Raw genomic sequence first — 18486 nt, 5'->3', positions numbered from 1 at the left:
ATTTTGCCCGTGGAAGGCGAATCTTTCAATTTGTTGCTAGAAAGAGGAGCGAGGAAGCTTGGATACAGAAAACAGAGCACAGGTTACACGGGCAGCTACCATCGTTATGGCCGCCATCTTAGTCAGCAGGATTCTGGGATTTGTGCGGGAGCGGGCGATAGCGGAGGTCTTCGGCAGGACGGCCGCCACCGACGCTTTTTTTGCAGCCTTTGCCCTGCCGGACCTCATGTACCAACTGCTGGTGGGTGGAGCCCTGAGCTCCGCCTTTATTCCGGTCTTCACCCAGTATTTGGCTAAAGATCAAGAAAAGGAAGCTTGGTACGTGGCGAGCATCTTCCTCAACGCCACTTTTTTGCTGCTGCTGGCCCTGATGATCCTGGGGGTGATCTTTGCCCCTGTCCTGGCGCCCCTGGTGGGGGTGGGTTTCACCGGAGAGCACAGGGAGCTGCTCATCCTGCTCATGCGGGTAACCTTCCCGGCGGTGTTTTTCACCGCCTTGGCCGGTTTGTGCATGGGGGTGCTGCATTCTTACAAGATCTTCCTGCAGCCTGCCCTGGGCCCCATCATCTACAACCTCGCCCAGATTATCGGCGCCTACGTTTTAGGCCCCATTGTGGGCATCATGTCCATGGCGGTGGGGACAGTGTTGGGCGCCTTGGGTAACTTCTCCATCCAGCTGCCGGAAGTGTGGCGCAGGGGGAAGGGATACTACCAGCGCGTCCTGGACTTCAAACACCCGGGTATCCGGCGTATGGTGGAGCTGATGCTGCCTGCCATTTTGGGCCTTTCCATCGCCCAGGTGAACGTGATCGTGGGGCAGAATCTGGCTTCGACCCTGGAGGAGGGCTCCATTGTGGCCCTGCGCCTGGCCAACAGGCTGATCAATTTTCCCCTGGGCATTTTCGCCATGGGCATCTCCACGGCGGTCTTTCCCACCTTAGCGGTCCTGGCGGCCCGGGAGGAAGCGCAGGAATTCACCCGCACCCTCTCCTTCGGCCTGCGCACGGTGTTTTTCATCACCATTCCCTCCGCGGTGGGCATGGCTGTGCTGCGGGTGCCCATCGTCCGTTTGCTCTTTGAAGCCGGGGAGTTTGGCGCGGCGGACACCGCGGCCACCGCCTTTGCCCTGCTGTTTTATGTGCCGGGGCTGTTTGCCCAGGCAGCTCTGCAGGTGACCACCAGAGGCTTTTACTCCCTCCAGGACACCAAGACCCCGGTGAAGATCGGCCTGTTTACCGTGGCGATCAATCTCCTCCTCAGCTTGGTCTTCTTAAGAGGGACGGCGCTGGGGGCGGGGGGACTGGCCCTGGCTTTCTCCTTGAGTTCTCTGGTGAATGCTGCCTTAGCCTTTGCCATCCTCAGCAGAAGGCTTCCCGGTTTGGCCAGCGGAGAGCTTTTGACCACAACCGTCAAAGCGGCAGCCGCCTCGGCCTGCATGGGCTTTGCCGCTTCCTGGGCAGCTTCTTTGTTGGGCAGCCGCCTGCCCAGTGCGGGGAAAGCGGCGGAGGCAGCCCAGACCCTGGGTGCCATTGCCGTGGGCGTACTTGTCTACCTGATCTTGGCCGCGCTTTTGCGCATGGATGAAGTCCGCTTCCTGTGGGGCTTGCTCAAAGCAAAGCTTTCCAGCAAAAGGGGTGCTGGGCAGCAGGGCTAAAGCTTGATGGGCCGGCTGATTTTGCAATCGGCGGGGCGTGTGTTATAATATCGGCAGGTCATTACGGTGTGAAGGAATTGGTAAGAGTATGGTCCAGAAGAACATTCGCAATTTTTGCATAATTGCCCATATCGATCACGGCAAATCCACCCTCGCGGACCGCATCCTGGAGGCCACTGAGGCCGTGAGCAAGCGGGAGATGACCGAGCAGGTCCTGGATTCCATGGAACTGGAACGGGAACGGGGCATCACCATTAAGCTCAAGGCTGTGCGCTTGATCTACCGGGCTCAAGATGGGGAAGAGTATATCCTCAACCTGATCGATACTCCGGGCCACGTGGACTTCTCCTACGAAGTATCCCGCAGCCTGGCTGCCTGTGAAGGCGCCCTCTTGGTGGTGGATGCTTCCCAGGGTGTGGAGGCCCAGACTCTGGCCAATCTCTATCTGGCCCTGGAGCACGACCTGGAGATCATCCCCGTGATCAACAAGATCGATCTGCCCAATGCCGACCCGGAGAGGGTTAAGCGCGAGCTGGAGGATGTGGGTCTGTCCGCCGAGGAAGCGGTGCTGGTGAGCGCGCGCACCGGGCAGGGCATTGACCAGGTGCTGCAGGCCATCGTGGAGCGCATTCCGCCCCCCCGGGGCGATGCTGCGGCACCCACCCGGGCCATGATCTTCGATTCCCATTACGATCAATACCGTGGTGCGGTGGCCTATGCCCGGGTGGTTGATGGCACGATCAAGCTGGGCGACACCATCCAGATGATGAGCACCGGGCGTCAGTTTGAGGTGACGGAACTGGGCGTTTTGCAGCCGGGTTTTAGACCAGTGCAGGCCCTAGGCCCTGGGGAAGTGGGCTGCATCATGGCCAGCATGAAGGATGTGCGGGACACCAGGGTGGGGGATACCATCACCACTGCCCATAACCCGGCCGCGGAGCCCCTGCCGGGCTACCGGCCGGCCAAACCCATGGTTTACTGCGGGCTCTATCCAGTTGTGAACGAAGAATACACGCTGCTGCGGGATGCCCTGGACAAACTGCAGCTCAACGATGCGGCCCTCACCTACGAGGCGGAATCCTCCGCGGCTTTAGGCTTTGGCTACCGCTGCGGATTCTTGGGTCTTTTGCACATGGAGATCGTGCAGGAGCGCTTGGAGCGGGAATTCGACCTCAATTTGATCACCACCGCGCCCAGCGTGGTGTACCGGGTGGTGCTTAAGGACGGCACGGTCAAGGAGATCGACAATCCCACCGCGCTTCCCCCCATGACCCATGTGGAACACATTGAGGAGCCCTTTGTCCGGGCCACCGTTTTGGTGCCCGATGAGTTCATCGGCGCGGTCATGGAGGTCTGCCAGGAGCGGCGGGGCACCTTCATCACCATGGAGTACATCACCCCTGAGCGGGCCCGGCTGGAGTATGACCTGCCCCTGGCGGAGATCCTCATGGACTTCTTTGACCGCTTGAAGTCCCGCACCAAGGGCTATGCGTCCCTGGATTACGAGTTCATCGGCTACCGACAGTCCGATGTGGTCAAACTGGACATCCTGCTCAACGGGAATCCCGTGGATGCCCTGTCCATCATCGTTCACCGGGATAAGGCCATGGCCAGGGGCCGGGCGCTGGCGGAGAAGCTCAAAGAGGTTATCCCCCGCCAGCAGTTTGAGGTGCCCATTCAAGCGGCCATCGGCAGCAAGATCATCGCCCGGGAGACGGTGCGGGCTCTACGTAAGGACGTTTTGGCCAAGTGCTACGGCGGTGATGTGAGCCGCAAGCGCAAGCTCCTGGAAAAGCAAAAGGAGGGCAAGAAGCGCATGAAAAGCCTGGGGAATGTGGAAGTGCCCCAGGAAGCGTTCATGGCCATCCTCAAGGTAGATTAGGTGGTTATATGGGTGTCTATGTCCACATCCCGTTTTGTGCACGCAAATGCCATTACTGCGACTTCCATTCGATAGTTGTCGGTGAGGCGGATTTTCCCGGCCTTGTCGACAGCTATCTTGTTTCTCTGCGCCGTGAAGCCCTCTACTACAGGAAGCTTTGGGCCAACGGGCCCCTGGACAGTCTGTTCTTTGGCGGGGGCACGCCCACCCTGATTCCCCCGGAAAAGCTGGCCCAGCTGATCGCCTTTCTCCTGGCGGAGCTTCCCTTTACATCCGATCCCGAGGTCACCATTGAGGCCAATCCCCAGTCAGTTACTCCCCAGGGAGCTGAGCTCCTGGCCGGGGCCGGGGTAAACCGGGTAAGTCTGGGGGCCCAGGCCTTTCAAAATGAGCTCCTGACGGCAATCGGCAGGCTGCACCGGGCGGAAGACATCGGGGCCAGTGTACGCAGCCTGCGCTCAGCTGGCATCCGGGAGATCAATCTAGACCTGATGTTTGGCCTGCCCGGCCAGGACCTGGCCCACTGGCGGGCCACCCTGGAAGCAGCCCTGGCCCTGGAGCCTACCCATCTTTCCTGCTACGCCCTGATCCTGGAACCGGGGACGCCGCTGGCTTCCTGGCATGAGCAGGGCCTGGTGGAGCTGCCGGGGGAGGACGAACAGGCGGATATGTACCAGTTGGCCCGGGAGGTGCTGCAGGGAGCGGGCTATGAACACTACGAGATCTCAAACTTCTGCCTGCCCGGCCACAGGTGCCGGCACAATCTGCTCTACTGGCATAACCTGCCCTTCATCGGCCTGGGCAGCGGTGCCACCGGGTATCTTGGCGGCTGCCGCTACCAGAACGCCCCCGATGTGGAAGGATACATCCGCTCCTGGGCAGAAGGAAAGCCCCCTTACCTGACCTGGGAAGAGGTTGGCAGGGATCAGGAGATGGATGAAACCATGATGGTGGGTATGCGCCTTTTGGAGGGTGTTTCTGAAGCGGAGTTCCGCCGGCGCTTTCAGGTCAGCTTGCGGGAGGTTTACGGGGAGGCCGTTGAGCAGCTGCTCCAGCAGGGGCTGGCGGAGGAGAAGGACGGCCGCCTGCGGGTTACAGAGCTGGGCTTATTCCTGGAAAACCGGGTTTCTGCGGCGTTTCTGCGCTGAGCCGGTCCCCTTGACAAACAGGGTGCGAAGTGATATTTTATGGTTGAGATCTGTTAGCACTCTCTCTTAATGAGTGCTAAAGGGGGAGGGTGAAAGGGTCATGTTGGATGAACGCAAACGGTTGGTGCTCCGGGCGATCATTGACAGCTATGTTGAGACCGCCGAGCCCGTGGGATCACGGACAATTGCGCGCAGACATGACTTGGGCGTCTCTCCGGCAACCATTCGCAACGAAATGGCAGATTTGGAAGAAATAGGGTATTTGGAGCAGCCCCATGTTTCCGCGGGGCGGATCCCTTCTGATAAGGGTTATCGCTTCTACGTGGATGCACTCATGGAACCGCACACTTTTCCCCAATCAGAGGTGGAGAGGATCGAAAAACAGCTCCTGGATGCCCAGCACAGCCCCGAGCGGGCCCTGCACCTGGCGGCCAAGCTGCTTGCGCTGCTCACCGAATCGGTGTCGCTGGTTGTGGCCCCCAGCAGCGAACAGCTGGTGTTCAAACACGTCCAGCTGGTTTTGCTGGAGCCCACAAGCATTTTGGCTACCCTCGTTCTGCACCCCATGCTCGTCAAAAACCGCCTGATCCGCACCGCCCAGGAGTATTCCCCCGAAGAAGTGGCGGAAATTTCCGAGGCGCTGAACAAGAAACTGAAGGGGATCACCTACAGGCAGCTGGGCATGACCGTGCTCAAGGAGATCATCAGCGATTTCGGGGAAATCGGCAGGGTACTGGTGGATCTGGTGCTGCAGGGGTTGGCGGAAGAAAAGGAAGAGCAGGTTTATGCCACAGGTGCATCCAACATCCTGACGCAGCCGGAGTTCCGGGATGTGCAGCGGGCGGCAGCCCTCTTTGAGGCCCTGGAGCAGAAAGATATGCTGTTGAATATTCTGAGCGGCGCCGCTAAATCCAGCGGCGTGCAGGTGATCATTGGGCAGGAAAACACTTACGCGCCCATGCAGACCTGCAGCATTGTGACGTGCACTTACTACGTGGGCGATGATGTGGTGGGGACCTTGGGGGTCTTGGGGCCGACCCGCATGGACTACGCCAAGATGGTGGCAGCCGTTGACCTGATGGCACAAACCGTCAGCTTGCTGTTGACCAGGCATCACAGATAGTGCGGAAAGCGACCTTTGCCAGCAAGGGTCACTTTCTTAGGGAGGAGGTAGCTGGGTGACGGAAAAGGACGAAATGAGGGAAGATGCCAAGGAGTTGGAACAGGCAGAGCAGGATTCCGTCCCGGAACAAGTGGAGGTGGAGCCGGGGGTGCAGGAAGCAGCGGAAGAACAGGCTGAGGCCGTGTCCCAAGAATTCCAGGAGCAGCTGGCACAGCTGGAGGAAGAAAGGGCACGCCTTGCTCAGCAGCTGCTGCGCTTGAAGGCCGATTTTGAGAACTACAGGCGCCGCATGCAGAGACAACTGGAGGGCATCCGCTTGGCAGCTAATGAAGAGCTGATCAAAGATCTGCTGCCGGTTTTGGATAATTTCGAACGGGCCATGCAGGCTAAGCGGGAGGAGCAGGCCGAGGACCCGTTTTTCCAAGGCATGGAGATGGTCTTCCGGGGCCTGCAGGAAGCCTTGGCCAATCACGGGCTCCAGCCCATCGAAGCGGTGGGGCAGCCCTTTGATCCCAACCTGCATGAAGCGGTGGCCATGGAAGGCACAGGCGGTGAGGAACTGTCGGTGCTTGCCCAGGTGCAAACAGGTTATCTGCTGCATGATAAAGTACTTAGACACACTAAGGTCCTGGTAGGCCAGGGTGAGGAGGAAGAGAAGCAATGTCAAAAGTGATCGGTATAGACTTGGGGACGACCAACTCGGTTGTGGCAGTTATGGAGGGCGGAGAACCTGTCATCATTCCCAACGCAGAAGGTTCCAGGACAACGCCTTCCGTTGTGGCGTTTACAAAAGATGGTGAGCGTCTGGTGGGCCAGGTGGCCAAGCGGCAGGCTGTCACCAATCCCGACCGGACCATCTCCTCCATCAAGCGCCACATGGGTACCGACTACCGGGTGACCATAGATGGCAAGTCCATGACACCGCAGGAGATTTCCGCCATGATCCTGCGCAAACTGAAGGAAGAGGCCGAAGCCTATCTAGGTGAGAAGGTGGAAAAAGCGGTCATTACCGTGCCCGCCTATTTCACCGACGCCCAGAGGCAGGCCACGAAGGATGCCGGTACCATCGCCGGTTTGGAAGTTCTGCGCATCATCAACGAGCCCACGGCTGCCGCCCTGGCCTACGGGTTGGATAAGGAGCATGAGCAGACCGTTTTGGTCTTCGACCTGGGCGGCGGAACCTTTGACGTGTCCATCCTGGAACTGGATGAAGGTTATGTTGGTGTCAAAGCCACCAGCGGCAACAACCGCCTGGGTGGAGATGACTTCGATCAGCGAATCATAGACTGGATGGTCCGGGAGTTCAAAAAGGAAACGGGTATCGACTTAACCCAAGACAAAATGGCCATGCAGAGGCTGAAGGAGGCCGCGGAAAAGGCCAAGATTGAGCTGTCGGGCCTGGTTCAGACCAGCATCAACCTGCCCTTTATCAGCGCGACGCCCGCGGGACCTGTGCATCTGGACATGACCTTAACCCGGGCCAAGTTCAACGAGCTCACCGCGGATCTGGTGGAAAAGACCATGGGGCCCCTGCGCCAGGCCCTCTCTGATGCCGGTTTGACCCCGCAGGACATCGACCGGGTCATCCTGGTGGGCGGTTCCACCCGTATCCCCGCGGTGCAGGAAGCCATTGAAAAGTTCATGGGCAAAGAGGCTTACAAAGGCATCAACCCCGACGAGTGCGTGGCTTTAGGCGCCGCGATCCAGGCTGGCGTTCTGGCCGGCGAGTTTGAGGCGGGCCAGGGCCTGGTCTTGGTGGACGTTACTCCCCTGTCCTTGGGTATCGAGACTCTGGGCGGCGTGATGACCACGCTGATCAAGCGCAACACGCCCATACCCTGCCGGGAGACCAAGGTCTTCACCACGGCCAGCGACAATCAGCCGGCGGTGGATATCCATGTTCTCCAGGGTGAGCGGCCCCTGGCGGCGGATAACGTGACTCTGGGCCGCTTCCAGCTCACGGGCATTCCCCCAGCTCCCCGCGGCGTTCCCCAGATCGAAGTCACCTTCGACATTGACCGCAACGGCATCGTGAATGTCACGGCGAAAGACAAGGGGACCGGACGGGAGCAGACCATTACCGTCACTTCTTCCACCAGCCTAACCAAGGAGGATATCGACCGGTTGGTGAAAGAGGCGGAAGAACATGCGGAAGAAGACCGCAAGAAGCGGGAAGCCATTGAGCTGCGCAACAATGCGGACAACGCGCTCTGGGCCACCGAGCGGACCCTCAAGGAACTTGGCGACAAGGTAACCCCAGAGGAGAAGTCCCAGGCAGAAAAGGCCATGGACGAGTTGAGGGCCGCCATGGAGAAGGATGATCTGGAGGAGATCAAATCCAAGATGCGGGCCATGGACGAGGTTATGCACCGCATTTCCCAACGGCTCTATCAGCAGACCCAGGCCCAAGGGACCCAAAGCGGTGCTCCGGGACAGGACCAGAGCAAGCAGGACGACGATGTAGTGGACGCTGACTATACGGAGGAGACGTAAGGTCAGTGCTAAAAAGGCGGTGTAGCGCTTGGCTAAAGAGGACTATTACGACATCTTAGGCGTTCCCCGGGGCGCGACCGACGAGGAGATCAAAAAAGCCTACCGCAAGCTGGCTAGGAAGTATCATCCCGATGTGAACAAGGAGCCCGGCGCGGAGGAGCGCTTCAAGCAGATTAACGAAGCCTACTCCGTGCTGGGGGATCCGGAAAAGAGGGCGCAATACGACAACTTCGGTCACGCAGCCTTCGAGGACGCTGGCCAAGGCGGCTTCGGTGGATTCGGTTTCGGCTTTGAGGATCTGGGCGATATCTTCAGCGAGTTCTTCGGCGGTTTTGGCCCCCGCCAGTCCCACAGGCCGCAAAGGGGAGCGGATCTCCGCTACGAGCTCACCATCAGCTTTGAGGAAGCGGCCTTCGGCACCGAAACGGAAATCACCATTCCCCGCACCGAGGTCTGCGAACACTGCGGTGGTAATCGAGCCGAACCGGGCACCCCTATCGTGACGTGTCCCGAGTGCCGCGGGACAGGCCAGGTGACCTATACGCAGGCGACCCCCTTTGGCCACTTCACCAGCACCCGGACCTGCGGACGCTGCTTGGGTGAAGGTCGGACTTTTGATACACCCTGCAGCGTTTGCTACGGCAGCGGTACCCAGCGCAAGATGAGCAGAGTCAAGGTGAAGGTTCCCCCGGGGATCAACGACGGCCAAAGCCTGCGCTTAGCGGGCAAAGGCGAAGCGGGCGTGCGGGGAGGGCCGCCCGGCGATCTGTTCGTGGTGATCCGGGTCAAGCCCCACGAGCTGTTTAAGCGCCAGGGGCAGAATGTGATTCTGGAAGTTCCCATCTCCTTTGTCCAGGCGGCTCTGGGTGACGAGATCGAGGTGCCCACCTTAGAGGGCCCTGTGAAGATGCGCATTCCCGAAGGCACGCAGTCTGGACGGGTTCTGCGGCTGCGGGGCAAGGGCATTCCCCACCTGCGGGGTGCCGGCCGGGGCGATCAGCTGGTGGAGATCCGGGTGGTCACCCCAACTAAGCTCACGGCCAAGCAGAAACAACTGCTGCGGGAGTTCGCCAAAGCGGGGGGAGAGAACCCGCCCGATGAAAACAAGGGTTTCTTTGAGCGCATGAAAGATGCCCTGCGTTGAGCTGTCTACGGGGCTGCCCCTGGGGGGCAGCCCCTGTCTTAGCTGAAGAAAGGGGTAGGTCCATGTCCGACTGGCAGGAACTGCGCATCATCCTTAACCGCACCGCATTGGAAGGTGCCTACGCTGTTTTGAGCAGGTGGGGCATAGAGCACTTCGCCGTGGAAGACAGCGCTCTGGTGGACGAGGCCAAGCGGCGCGGCTGGGGAGACTATTTCCCAGAGCAGAAAGCTTCAGAGCAGGCAGCCATCCTCTGTTATTTCTCAGACAACAGACTGGACCAAGCAGAGCAGGAGGCACTCCGGCGGGAGCTGCAGAATTTGCGGGACTACGGTTTTGACCCCGGACCGGTGCTCATTGTGGAAGGGCAGGTCCGGGAAGAGGACTGGGCTCAAGCTTGGAAACAGTATTACCGCCCGGTGCGCATCGGGCAGGTTTTGATCCAGCCGGCCTGGGAGCCCCTGGAAAGGGAGCCCGGGCCCGGGCAGGTGGTCGTCTACCTGGATCCCGGCATGGCCTTTGGAACGGGCACCCATCCTTCCACGGCCATGTGCATCGAGTTTCTGCAGCACCTTAGTCTTGAGGGGCGCACGGTATGGGATATCGGCACCGGTTCAGGGATCCTGGCCATTATCGCCGCCAAACTGGGCGCGCAGGTGGAGGCAGTGGACATCGACCCGGTGGCCGTGCGGGCGGCCCGGGAAAACAGGGACCTGAACAAGCTCGAGTTTCCCATCGAACAGGGCACGCTGGAGGATCTTCAGGGCCAGCCCCAGGTGATCCTGGCCAATATCGTGGCCCATGTGATCGCCCCCATGCTCCCCCAGGTACAGAAAATCTTGGCACCCCGGGGCTTTTTCATCGCCTCCGGGGTAGTTGCGGACTGGGATGGGGAGATCCTTGCCCAGGCCAACCAGGCGGGTTTGCGCCTGCTCCGCCGCAAACAGCAGGGCGAATGGACTGCCTATCTATTCCAGAGGGGTGATTGAGGTGGTGCGGTTTTTCATCGAGCAGGACCAGCGGCAGGGCCTGGAGATAACCATTCGCGGCAGTGATGCCCACCACATCACCAAAGTGCTGCGCCTTGGTCCGGGGGAGCTCGTTGAGTGCGTGGATCCCGAGGGCTTCCTGCACCTGGTGAGGCTGGAGGTTGTGGGCCGTGAGGTGAAGGGGCGGGTGGAAGAAACCAGAAAGGGTTCACAAGAGTCACCCCTTCATCTAGTATTGTTTCAGGGACTAGCTAAGGGAGAAAAGATGGACCTGGTGGTCCAAAAGGCCGTAGAACTGGGTGCAGCGGAGATTGTGCCCTTTACTTCCCGCTATACCGTGGTTCAGCTCGAGCCTAAGCAGGCGGAGAACCGGCTGCGGCGCTGGGAGCGCATTGCCAGGGAGGCGGCCAAACAGTGCGGGCGCATCCGCTTGCCCCAAGTGGCGCCGGTGCACACCTTTGCCCAGGTGGTGGAGCGGGTCCGCCAAAATGCCAGCCGCGGGCACCTGGTTTTGGCCGCCTACGAGGCCGAACGGGAGCAAGGTCTGGCCCAGATCGAGGCCGAGCCCAAGGCGGTATCAGCCATCGTGGGGCCGGAAGGGGGCTTTTCCCCCGAGGAAATCGCCGCGCTTCAGGACGCGGGGGCCGTGGTCTGTACCCTGGGCCCGCGCATTTTGCGCACAGAAACGGCCGGCTTGGTCCTTTTGAGCATTTTAGGTTATAGATGGGGAGATTTAGGATGACCGAAGCAGCGAAGAGGCTCGCTGTGGCCACCCTAGGCTGCAAAGTGAATCAATATGATACAGATGCGGTGGTTACCCAGTTTCTACAGGCTGGCTACACCTTGGTTGACTTCAAAGAAAAGGCCGATGTGTATTTGATCAACACCTGCACCGTGACCAATCTGGGTGACAAAAAGTCGCGCCAGATGATCCGCCGGGCCCACCGCTTGAACCCCCAGGCCCAGGTGGTGGTCATGGGCTGTTTGGCCCAGACCGATCCCCAGGAAGTGGCGGAACTGGAAGGGGTGAGCTTGGTGGTGGGCACCGACGGGCGCGACCGCATCGTGGAAGAGCTGGAGCGCTTGGCGGCAGGTGGCAAGAAGACCTTGGTGGAAGACATCTTCCAGGTAACCGAGTTTGAGGATCTGCCCGCTTTGCCCTTTGATGGTCGTACCCGCGCCGCGCTGAAGATCCAGGACGGCTGCAACCAGTTCTGTACCTACTGCCGGGTGCCCTTGGCCCGGGGCCGTTCCCGCAGCCGCAGCCGGGACAGCGTCCTGGAACAGGTGAGGCTGCTGGTGGAGCAGGGGTACAGAGAAATCGTGCTCACGGGGATTCATCTGGGGCTCTACGGCGCGGATTTGGATCCGCCCCTCACCCTGGCCCAGATCGCCGGGGAGATCGCCTCTTATCCTGGCCTGCTGCGCCTGCGGATCAGTTCGGTGGATCCCCACGAGATGACATCTGAGCTCTTGGAGCTCTTCAGCTCCCATCCGGTGGTCTGCCGCCATGTGCACATTCCCCTGCAGAGCGGAAGTGACCGGGTGCTGCAGCGCATGCGCCGGGGTTACACCAGCGGTGAGTTTCGTGCCATTGTGGAAAAGCTGCGGGCCCAGGTTCCCCAAGTGGCAATCACCACCGACATCATGGTGGGCTTCCCCGGAGAAACCGAGGAGGATTTCCAGCAGACGCTGGAGCTCACCAAGGAGGTGGCCTTCAGCCGCATCCATGTTTTCCATTATTCCCGGCGGGCCGGAACCCGGGCGGCGCGTTTTCCTGAACAAATTCCCGCGGCGGTAAAGGAAAGCCGCAGCAGACGTCTAATAGAATTAGGGCACACCTTAGCTGAGGAGTTCCACCGTTCCCTGCTGGGCAGGGTAGTTGAAGTGCTGGTTGAGGAACAGGAAGGAGGCCTAGCCATCGGCCATACCGACAACTACGTGCGGGTGAGTTTCCCCGCGCCCCAGGAAGATCTGGTGGGCGAGCTTGTCCCGGTGCGGGTGCTGGCGGCAGACCGGGACGGTGTGCAGGGGATAACAAGCGAGGGGAGGTAAGTTCCATGGCAGATTGCCTCTTTTGCAAAATCGCCAGGGGTGAGCTGTCCACAGACTTCTTGGTGGAGACGGACCAGGCTGTGGCCTTCCGGGACATCAACCCGCAGGCCCCAACCCACATCCTCGTCATTCCCAAAAAGCACATTCCCAGCTTGGCACAGCTGCAGCCGGAGGATCAGGCCCTCATGGGTGAGCTGCTGCTGCTCATCAAGGAACTCGCGGAGCAGCAGGATCTGGGGGATGGCTACAGGGTAGTGGTGAACATCGGACGGGATGGTGGGCAGAGTGTGGACCACCTCCACTTCCACCTTTTAGGCGGTCGTTCCCTCAAATGGCCTCCAGGTTGATTGTTGACCCTGGCAGCCAAATCGATTATAATTACCTTGATATTATGCCCACGGCGTATCCTGTAGTTTAGAGCAGACGCATTCGGCACGGAAGGAGGGATACCAGTGGCAGAAGTTAAGGTAGGCAAAAACGAGTCCCTCGACAGTGCGTTGCGCCGTTTTAAGAAACAAATCCGGCTGTCAGGTGTTCTATCCGAGTATCGCAAGCGGGAACACTACGAGAAGCCCAGCGTAAGGCGGAAAAAGAAGTCGGAGGCAGCTCGGAAAAGAAGATACCGTTAACGCAGTTCTAGCTCGATGTCCCCAAGATATCGAGCTTTTTTTGCAGAAAGGAGTAGTGCCCATGAAGCAGAAGTCGCAGCTTCTCACGGCGTTCTTGGTCATAGGTTTAGCCTTGGCCTGCACCTGCGCGGCTGCCGCGGCTCCCACTGTCTACTCCCTGCCCATCCAGGGGGAGATCGAACCGGGCCTAGCTGTCTTTGTGGCCAGAGGTTTGGCCCTCGCGGAACGCAATGACGGTGTGGTTCTGCTGGAGATCAACACCTTTGGCGGCCGGGTGGATGCGGCCACGGAAATCAAGGATCTGATCTTCCGGTCTAAGGTGCCCGTGATCGCTTACGTGAGCGAGCGGGCGTGGTCGGCCGGTGCCCTCATCGCCCTGGCCGCGCCGAAGATCGCCATGGCACCTGGCAGCAGCATGGGCGCGGCAGAGCCCAGGCCCATGGAGGAGAAAACAGTCTCTGCTCTGCGAGCGGAGTTTGAGGCCGCCGCGGAGCGCTGGGGTCGGGATCGGCGTCTGGCCGCAGCCATGGTGGATGCCAGTGTGGTGGTGGAGGGTCTGTCTGAGGCGGGGAAGATCTTAACCCTGTCCGCCCAGGATGCCCTGGACTACGGGATGGCGGACCTCATGGCCGGAAGCGTGCATGAGGCCCTGGTGCTTTCCGGGTACGACGTTTACGAGTTGGTGGAACTAAAGCCCCACTGGGCGGAAAACATCGCCCGTTTCCTCACCAACTCCACCATCAGCTCTCTCCTTTTGACTTTGGGCTTTCTCGGTTTGATCTTTGAAATCACCACGCCGGGTTGGGGAGTGCCAGGGACCGCTGGGCTGATCTGTTTGGGCCTCTTCTTCGGCGGCCGCTACGTCGCGGGGCTCCTGGGCTGGGAGGCCATTTTGCTCTTCTTGGTGGGCCTTTTGCTCCTCCTTTTGGAGCTCTTCGTGATCCCCGGCTTTGGTATTGCCGGTATCCTGGGTATCCTGGGCGTTTTCGGCAGCATCATCCTGGCCTTTGGTGATCTGCAGACCGCGCTGATCAACTTGAGCATCGTTCTAGTGGTTACTATAGCTGCCGTGATCCTGCTTTGGAAGCGGCTGTCCCAGTCCCGCCTGTGGAAGCGGCTGGTGCTCTCCCACAGTGAATCGCCCCAGGCGGGCTATCGCGCACCGGCTGACCTGAGCCACCTTGTGGGCAAGCAGGGAGTGGCCATCACGCCGCTGCGTCCCTCGGGAACGTGCGTCATTGACGGCCAGCGCTATGATGTGGTTTCCGATGGCGGCTTCGTCAAAGCGCATACCAGGGTAGAAGTTGTGCTGACGGAAGGAACCCGGGTGGTCGTTAGGGAAGTTAAAGAAGACTAACAAGCAAAGGGAGGAAACGACATGGGTTTGATTCTCGCCGGATTGCTGCCGCTTTTGATCATCATTTTCTTGGCGCTTTTCTTCAGCTTCGTGCCCATCGGTCTATGGATTTCCGCTGTGGCGGCCGGAGTAAAGGTGAGCCTGATCAGCCTTGTGGGTATGCGTCTGCGCCGCGTTCCCCCTCATCGCATTATTCTGCCCTTCATCAAGGCGCAGAAGGGTGGGGTGGAGACCACCATTGATAAACTGGAGGCCCACTACCTGGCCGGCGGCAACGTGGACAATGTGGTGGATGCCTTGATCGCCGCGACGCGGGCCGACATCCCCATCAGTTTCGAGCGGGCCGCCGCCATTGACCTGGCAGGCCGCAACGTGCTGGAAGCTGTGCAGATGAGCGTCAATCCCAAGGTGATTGAAACCCCCCTGATCTCTGCCGTGGCTAAGGACGGAATCGAACTCAAGGTGAAGGCCAGGGTGACCGTGCGGGCCAACATCGACCGTCTGGTGGGCGGTGCGGGCGAGGCCACCATCATCGCTCGCGTGGGCGAGGGCATCGTCACCTCCGTCGGTTCTAGTGCCAGCCATGCCGGTGTACTGGAGAACCCCGACGTCATCTCCAAATTGGTGCTGGACAAGGGCCTTGATGCAGGGACTGCCTTTGAAATCCTCTCCATCGACATCGCCGACGTGGATGTGGGCCGCAACATCGGTGCCCGCCTGCAGATGGACCAGGCGGAGGCAGATAAGAACATCGCCCAGGCCAAGGCCGCTGAGCGCCGCTTCGCTGCTCAAGCCAGGGAGCAGGAGATGCGGGCCGCAACCCAAGAGATGCGGGCCAAGGTCGTGGAGGCTGAGGCGGAGGTTCCCAAGGCCCTGGCCGAGGCCCTGCGCTCAGGCAACTTGGGCGTGATGGATTACTACGCCATGCAGAACATCTTAGCGGATACGCGCATGCGGGAGGCCATCAGCGGCCAGGCTCCGCCCCGGGAGCCCGAGGACTCTGGCGAGAAAAAGGAGCGGTAGGTGAGCGGCATGCGTGAACTGCTGGGCCTGCTCATCTCGGTTATCGCCTTGGTCCTCTCCAGTCTGGCTAGGCGGACCGCCCACGAAAGGGTACGCCCGGCCCAGCTGCCCCATGAACCGCCCCAGGAGGAGCCTGAGCTGACTGAGGTCGAGGTGGAAGCGTGGGAACCAGTGCGGGAGGCCTTGAGCCAGCTGCTGCCTGGAGAGGAGGCGGAAGGGGGAGCCGCCGACTATTGGGAAGATGAACAGGAGGACGGCTGGGAACGGCTGGGTGCCAGCGAGAGCCCTTGGGGCGCACCGGTGGAAACTTTTGGAAAGACTAGGAGGCTTACCAGGTTGGCTGAGGCCGTGATCATGTCTGAAATCATCAGGCCGCCCCGGGCCCTGCGCCGCTGGCCCAGCCGCTGAGAGCTGACTCCATCGTAGAACTAGCGAGGTTAGACCGCTTCGGTCTAACCTTTTTTTTGCTGCATAGTTTTAGGTGAAAGGAGGAAGATGATGGGGCCAGCTGTGAGCCGCAATCTGAAGCGAAGATTCGCCCAGGCACTGGATGTGCCCCCCAATGTGGTTCTGGACCAAGCCGAGATCCACATCCTAGGGGACGGGGAAGTGCAGATCAGCAACCATAAAGGTCTGGTGCAGTACACCACTGCCATGGTCAAACTCCGTTCCGTGGAGGGGTTCATCGAGGTGAGCGGCTCCGAGCTGGAAATTGCTGCCTTTTCAGCCCAGGAAATCAAAATCCGGGGGCGAATCCGCCAGGTGGTGCTGAGATGAGCCCGTTTTTGTGGTTGTGGTGGCGGGGGTATGTAACCGTGTGCCTGCGGGGTGCCGGTATCGAGCGGGTGCTGAACAGTGCAGCGCAGGCCGGAGTAGCCGTGCTCAAGGTGGAGCGCCTCACATCCGATGTGGTACTGGCCAGAATGGCAGCCCAGGATTTCCGCCGCCTGCGGCCCCTGATCAGGGAGTGGATGAACGGGCCCCGGGTCAGCGTGTCCATCCTGGATCGCCACGGTTTGCCCTTTCTTCTGCGCAGATTCAGGCGGCGCGCCTTTTTGGCCCTGGGGCTGGGACTGGCTGCCCTGGCGGTGATCTATCTTTCCAGTTTTGTCTGGTTCATCCAGGTGTTCGGCAATGAGACCCTGGCGGTGGAGGTGATCAAAGCCGCGGTGGAAAAGACCGGGCTGCGGGCGGGCGTGCCCAGGGGCGCGGTGGATGCCCGCCGCATTGAACAGCAGCTCCTGGAGGATCTGCCCCAGCTCACCTGGGTCCAGCTGAGGAATCAGGGCATCAAGGTGGAGATCCATGTGCGGGAGCGGGAGGCGCCGGAACTTGCGGCCCAGGGGGCAGGCCATATCTACGCCAAGCGAGACGGTTTAGTGACAGAACTTTTGGTCCTGCGGGGCACCGCCCAGGTGCGGGAAGGGGATACTGTCCGCCGGGATGAGCTGCTCATCTCCGGTATGTACTACGATCCACAGGGGCGCAGGCAGTTTGGGGCGGCCCAAGGGATCGTGAAAGCCCGGGTGTGGTACCAGGCGGTGGGTGAGGCCAGTTTGGTGCGCTGGCAGCCAGAAAAGACTGGAGTGCGCCATAGGCAGTATATCCTCACCGTGGGGCCCTTGAGCATTCCCCTGGGCCGTTCCTACCCCCGGGAAAATCACCTGATCACCACCAGAAACTGGCAGCTCTACCTGGGCCGGGCCATGGCGCCTGTGAGCTGGTCACGCCTGGACTATGAGGAGGTGGAGTGGGTTTTGGTCCCCGTTGCCCGGTGGGAAGCGGAAAAAGCAGCCTATGAACTGGCCTGGGAGAGCCTGATCCGCCAGGGCGTAGACAGGGAGAGTGTGGTCGCGGAGACCAAGGCGGTGGAATACGTCACGGACGGGGAGGGGATCAGGGTTACCCTCCAGGTAGAAGTGCTGGAGGACATCGGCCATTTTTCGGGGCAATAGTTTGCACTTTTGCGCCATTTTGCTTATAATAAGTGCATACAGAGACACACAAAGGATGGTTGATGTATTGAGTCAGATATTGCGCCTTGAAGATAATGATCAGGCTCAAGCTCTGAGCGGCAAGCGCGACGAACACCTGAGGCTTTTGGAAGAGGCCTTCGGTGTGAAGATCGTGGCCCGGGGGCTTGATCTGATCATCAGTGGACCCGAGGAAGCCGTGGCCAAAGCCAAAAACGCCCTCCAGAACATGGCTGGGCTTGGCTCTAGCCTGACCAATCACGACGTCTACTACGCCATCAAGATGAGCGATAACGGCGAGTCTGCCCCCCTGCAGGAGCTCAATGCAGGGATTGTGGTGGTAACCCATCGGGGCCACAGGATCCGCCCGAAGACAGCAGGACAGAGACGCTACATTTCCGCCATGGCCACCCATGACATCGTGTTCAGCATCGGCCCGGCAGGTACGGGCAAAACGTACCTGGCCATGGCCCAAGCGGTGGCCAGCCTGAAGAAGAAAGAAGTGGAGCGGCTCGTTTTGACGCGTCCCGCGGTGGAAGCAGGCGAGCACCTTGGGTTTTTGCCTGGGGATCTGCAGGACAAGGTGGACCCTTACCTGCGCCCCCTGTATGATGCCCTGTTTGATATTTTAGGCCATGAAACCTTTGCCAAGTACCGGGAGAAGGGGATCATTGAAATCGCTCCCCTGGCCTACATGCGCGGGCGGACCTTGGATGCCAGCTTCATCATCCTCGACGAAGCCCAAAACTGCACCCCGGAGCAGATGAAGATGTTCCTGACTCGCCTAGGATTTGGTTCCAAAGCGGTGATCACCGGAGATATTACCCAGGTGGATCTGCCCAAGGAGAAAACCAGCGGCCTCATAGAGGTGCAGGGGATCTTGAGGGGCGTAGAAGGAATCAGCTTCTGCTTCTTGGATGAAACGGATGTGGTTCGCCATCCCCTGGTGCAGCGCATCATCCAAGCCTATGAAGCCCATGATCAAGAAGTAGGCAAATTGCAATCCTAGGAGGCTTATC

At 60.0% G+C, this 18486-nt stretch carries 18 protein-coding genes; all 18 read left to right on the top strand.

Features of this window, described 5'->3' with window-relative positions; translation table 11 throughout:
- Positions 1 to 58: 58 nt before the first annotated feature.
- Positions 59 to 1654, top strand: coding sequence for a murein biosynthesis integral membrane protein MurJ (gene murJ / locus ACE4YL_RS04835; RefSeq protein ID WP_461358131.1), 1596 nt, complete (start codon positions 59 to 61; stop codon positions 1652 to 1654).
- Positions 1655 to 1742: 88 nt separating this feature from the next.
- Complete coding sequence (gene lepA, locus ACE4YL_RS04830) at positions 1743 to 3536, top strand: translation elongation factor 4 (protein ID WP_461360031.1); 1794 nt, start codon at positions 1743 to 1745, stop codon at positions 3534 to 3536.
- A gap of 8 nt (positions 3537 to 3544) precedes the next feature.
- A complete protein-coding gene (gene hemW / locus ACE4YL_RS04825; RefSeq protein WP_461359661.1) occupies positions 3545 to 4684 on the top strand; it encodes a radical SAM family heme chaperone HemW in 1140 nt (379 codons plus the stop codon).
- 100 nt (positions 4685 to 4784) lie between these two features.
- Positions 4785 to 5807 (top strand): heat-inducible transcriptional repressor HrcA, encoded by a 1023-nt coding sequence (gene hrcA, locus ACE4YL_RS04820; protein WP_461365318.1) that lies wholly within the window; start codon positions 4785 to 4787, stop codon positions 5805 to 5807.
- A gap of 55 nt (positions 5808 to 5862) precedes the next feature.
- On the top strand, positions 5863 to 6480 hold the full coding sequence (gene grpE, locus ACE4YL_RS04815; protein ID WP_461359663.1) for a nucleotide exchange factor GrpE: 618 nt from the start codon (positions 5863 to 5865) through the stop codon (positions 6478 to 6480).
- Complete coding sequence (dnaK, locus tag ACE4YL_RS04810) at positions 6468 to 8300, top strand: molecular chaperone DnaK (protein ID WP_461359664.1); 1833 nt, start codon at positions 6468 to 6470, stop codon at positions 8298 to 8300. Before grpE ends, dnaK begins: the two co-directional genes overlap by 13 nt.
- Before the next feature lie 28 nt (positions 8301 to 8328).
- Positions 8329 to 9444, top strand: a complete 1116-nt coding sequence (dnaJ, locus tag ACE4YL_RS04805; RefSeq protein ID WP_461359665.1) for a molecular chaperone DnaJ — start codon at positions 8329 to 8331, stop codon at positions 9442 to 9444.
- Positions 9445 to 9506: 62 nt separating this feature from the next.
- Positions 9507 to 10430, top strand: a complete 924-nt coding sequence (prmA, locus tag ACE4YL_RS04800; RefSeq protein ID WP_461359666.1) for a 50S ribosomal protein L11 methyltransferase — start codon at positions 9507 to 9509, stop codon at positions 10428 to 10430.
- Position 10431: 1 nt separating this feature from the next.
- Positions 10432 to 11172, top strand: coding sequence for a 16S rRNA (uracil(1498)-N(3))-methyltransferase (locus ACE4YL_RS04795; protein ID WP_461359667.1), 741 nt, complete (start codon positions 10432 to 10434; stop codon positions 11170 to 11172).
- Entirely contained in the window at positions 11169 to 12485 is a 1317-nt protein-coding gene (mtaB, locus tag ACE4YL_RS04790; protein WP_461359668.1) for a tRNA (N(6)-L-threonylcarbamoyladenosine(37)-C(2))-methylthiotransferase MtaB, read from the top strand. Before ACE4YL_RS04795 ends, mtaB begins: the two co-directional genes overlap by 4 nt.
- 5 nt (positions 12486 to 12490) lie before the next feature.
- Positions 12491 to 12832 (top strand): histidine triad nucleotide-binding protein, encoded by a 342-nt coding sequence (locus ACE4YL_RS04785; RefSeq protein WP_461359669.1) that lies wholly within the window; start codon positions 12491 to 12493, stop codon positions 12830 to 12832.
- A 105-nt stretch (positions 12833 to 12937) separates the two neighbouring features.
- Entirely contained in the window at positions 12938 to 13114 is a 177-nt protein-coding gene (gene rpsU, locus ACE4YL_RS04780; protein WP_461359670.1) for a 30S ribosomal protein S21, read from the top strand.
- 61 nt (positions 13115 to 13175) lie between these two features.
- Positions 13176 to 14471 carry an NfeD family protein gene (locus tag ACE4YL_RS04775; RefSeq protein WP_461359671.1) on the top strand — a complete coding sequence of 432 codons (1296 nt, stop codon included), beginning with the start codon at positions 13176 to 13178 and terminating at the stop codon, positions 14469 to 14471.
- A gap of 21 nt (positions 14472 to 14492) precedes the next feature.
- Positions 14493 to 15494: a flotillin-like protein FloA gene (floA, locus tag ACE4YL_RS04770; protein WP_461359672.1), complete on the top strand. Its 1002-nt coding sequence runs from the start codon at positions 14493 to 14495 to the stop codon at positions 15492 to 15494.
- Positions 15495 to 15503: 9 nt separating this feature from the next.
- On the top strand, positions 15504 to 15902 hold the full coding sequence (locus ACE4YL_RS04765) for a hypothetical protein (RefSeq protein ID WP_461359673.1): 399 nt from the start codon (positions 15504 to 15506) through the stop codon (positions 15900 to 15902).
- Between the two features lie 90 nt (positions 15903 to 15992).
- Entirely contained in the window at positions 15993 to 16271 is a 279-nt protein-coding gene (locus tag ACE4YL_RS04760; protein ID WP_461359674.1) for a YabP/YqfC family sporulation protein, read from the top strand.
- The gene (gene yqfD / locus ACE4YL_RS04755) at positions 16268 to 17449 is read left to right on the top strand and encodes a sporulation protein YqfD (RefSeq protein ID WP_461359675.1); all 1182 of its coding nucleotides are present in this window, start codon (positions 16268 to 16270) and stop codon (positions 17447 to 17449) included. The genes ACE4YL_RS04760 and yqfD overlap by 4 nt, the downstream gene beginning before the upstream one ends.
- A gap of 55 nt (positions 17450 to 17504) precedes the next feature.
- Positions 17505 to 18476, top strand: a complete 972-nt coding sequence (locus ACE4YL_RS04750) for a PhoH family protein (RefSeq protein ID WP_461359676.1) — start codon at positions 17505 to 17507, stop codon at positions 18474 to 18476.
- Positions 18477 to 18486 lie beyond the last annotated feature (10 nt).

This window comes from Candidatus Darwinibacter acetoxidans, from assembly GCF_041936445.1.
In the GTDB taxonomy this organism is placed as follows: Bacteria; Bacillota; Limnochordia; order Darwinibacteriales; family Darwinibacteriaceae; genus DTU010.
This window is presented reverse-complemented; position numbering and strand designations above follow the sequence as displayed.

Coding starts and splice junctions, on each gene's coding strand:
- lepA (WP_461360031.1), top strand. CDS start 1,743: ATGGTCCAGAAGAACATTCGCAATTTTTGCATAATTGCCCATATCGAT.
- hemW (WP_461359661.1), top strand. CDS start 3,545: ATGGGTGTCTATGTCCACATCCCGTTTTGTGCACGCAAATGCCATTAC.
- hrcA (WP_461365318.1), top strand. CDS start 4,785: ATGTTGGATGAACGCAAACGGTTGGTGCTCCGGGCGATCATTGACAGC.
- dnaK (WP_461359664.1), top strand. CDS start 6,468: ATGTCAAAAGTGATCGGTATAGACTTGGGGACGACCAACTCGGTTGTG.
- prmA (WP_461359666.1), top strand. CDS start 9,507: ATGTCCGACTGGCAGGAACTGCGCATCATCCTTAACCGCACCGCATTG.
- mtaB (WP_461359668.1), top strand. CDS start 11,169: ATGACCGAAGCAGCGAAGAGGCTCGCTGTGGCCACCCTAGGCTGCAAA.
- ACE4YL_RS04785 (WP_461359669.1), top strand. CDS start 12,491: ATGGCAGATTGCCTCTTTTGCAAAATCGCCAGGGGTGAGCTGTCCACA.
- ACE4YL_RS04775 (WP_461359671.1), top strand. CDS start 13,176: ATGAAGCAGAAGTCGCAGCTTCTCACGGCGTTCTTGGTCATAGGTTTA.
- floA (WP_461359672.1), top strand. CDS start 14,493: ATGGGTTTGATTCTCGCCGGATTGCTGCCGCTTTTGATCATCATTTTC.
- ACE4YL_RS04765 (WP_461359673.1), top strand. CDS start 15,504: ATGCGTGAACTGCTGGGCCTGCTCATCTCGGTTATCGCCTTGGTCCTC.
- ACE4YL_RS04760 (WP_461359674.1), top strand. CDS start 15,993: ATGGGGCCAGCTGTGAGCCGCAATCTGAAGCGAAGATTCGCCCAGGCA.
- yqfD (WP_461359675.1), top strand. CDS start 16,268: ATGAGCCCGTTTTTGTGGTTGTGGTGGCGGGGGTATGTAACCGTGTGC.
- ACE4YL_RS04750 (WP_461359676.1), top strand. CDS start 17,505: ATGGTTGATGTATTGAGTCAGATATTGCGCCTTGAAGATAATGATCAG.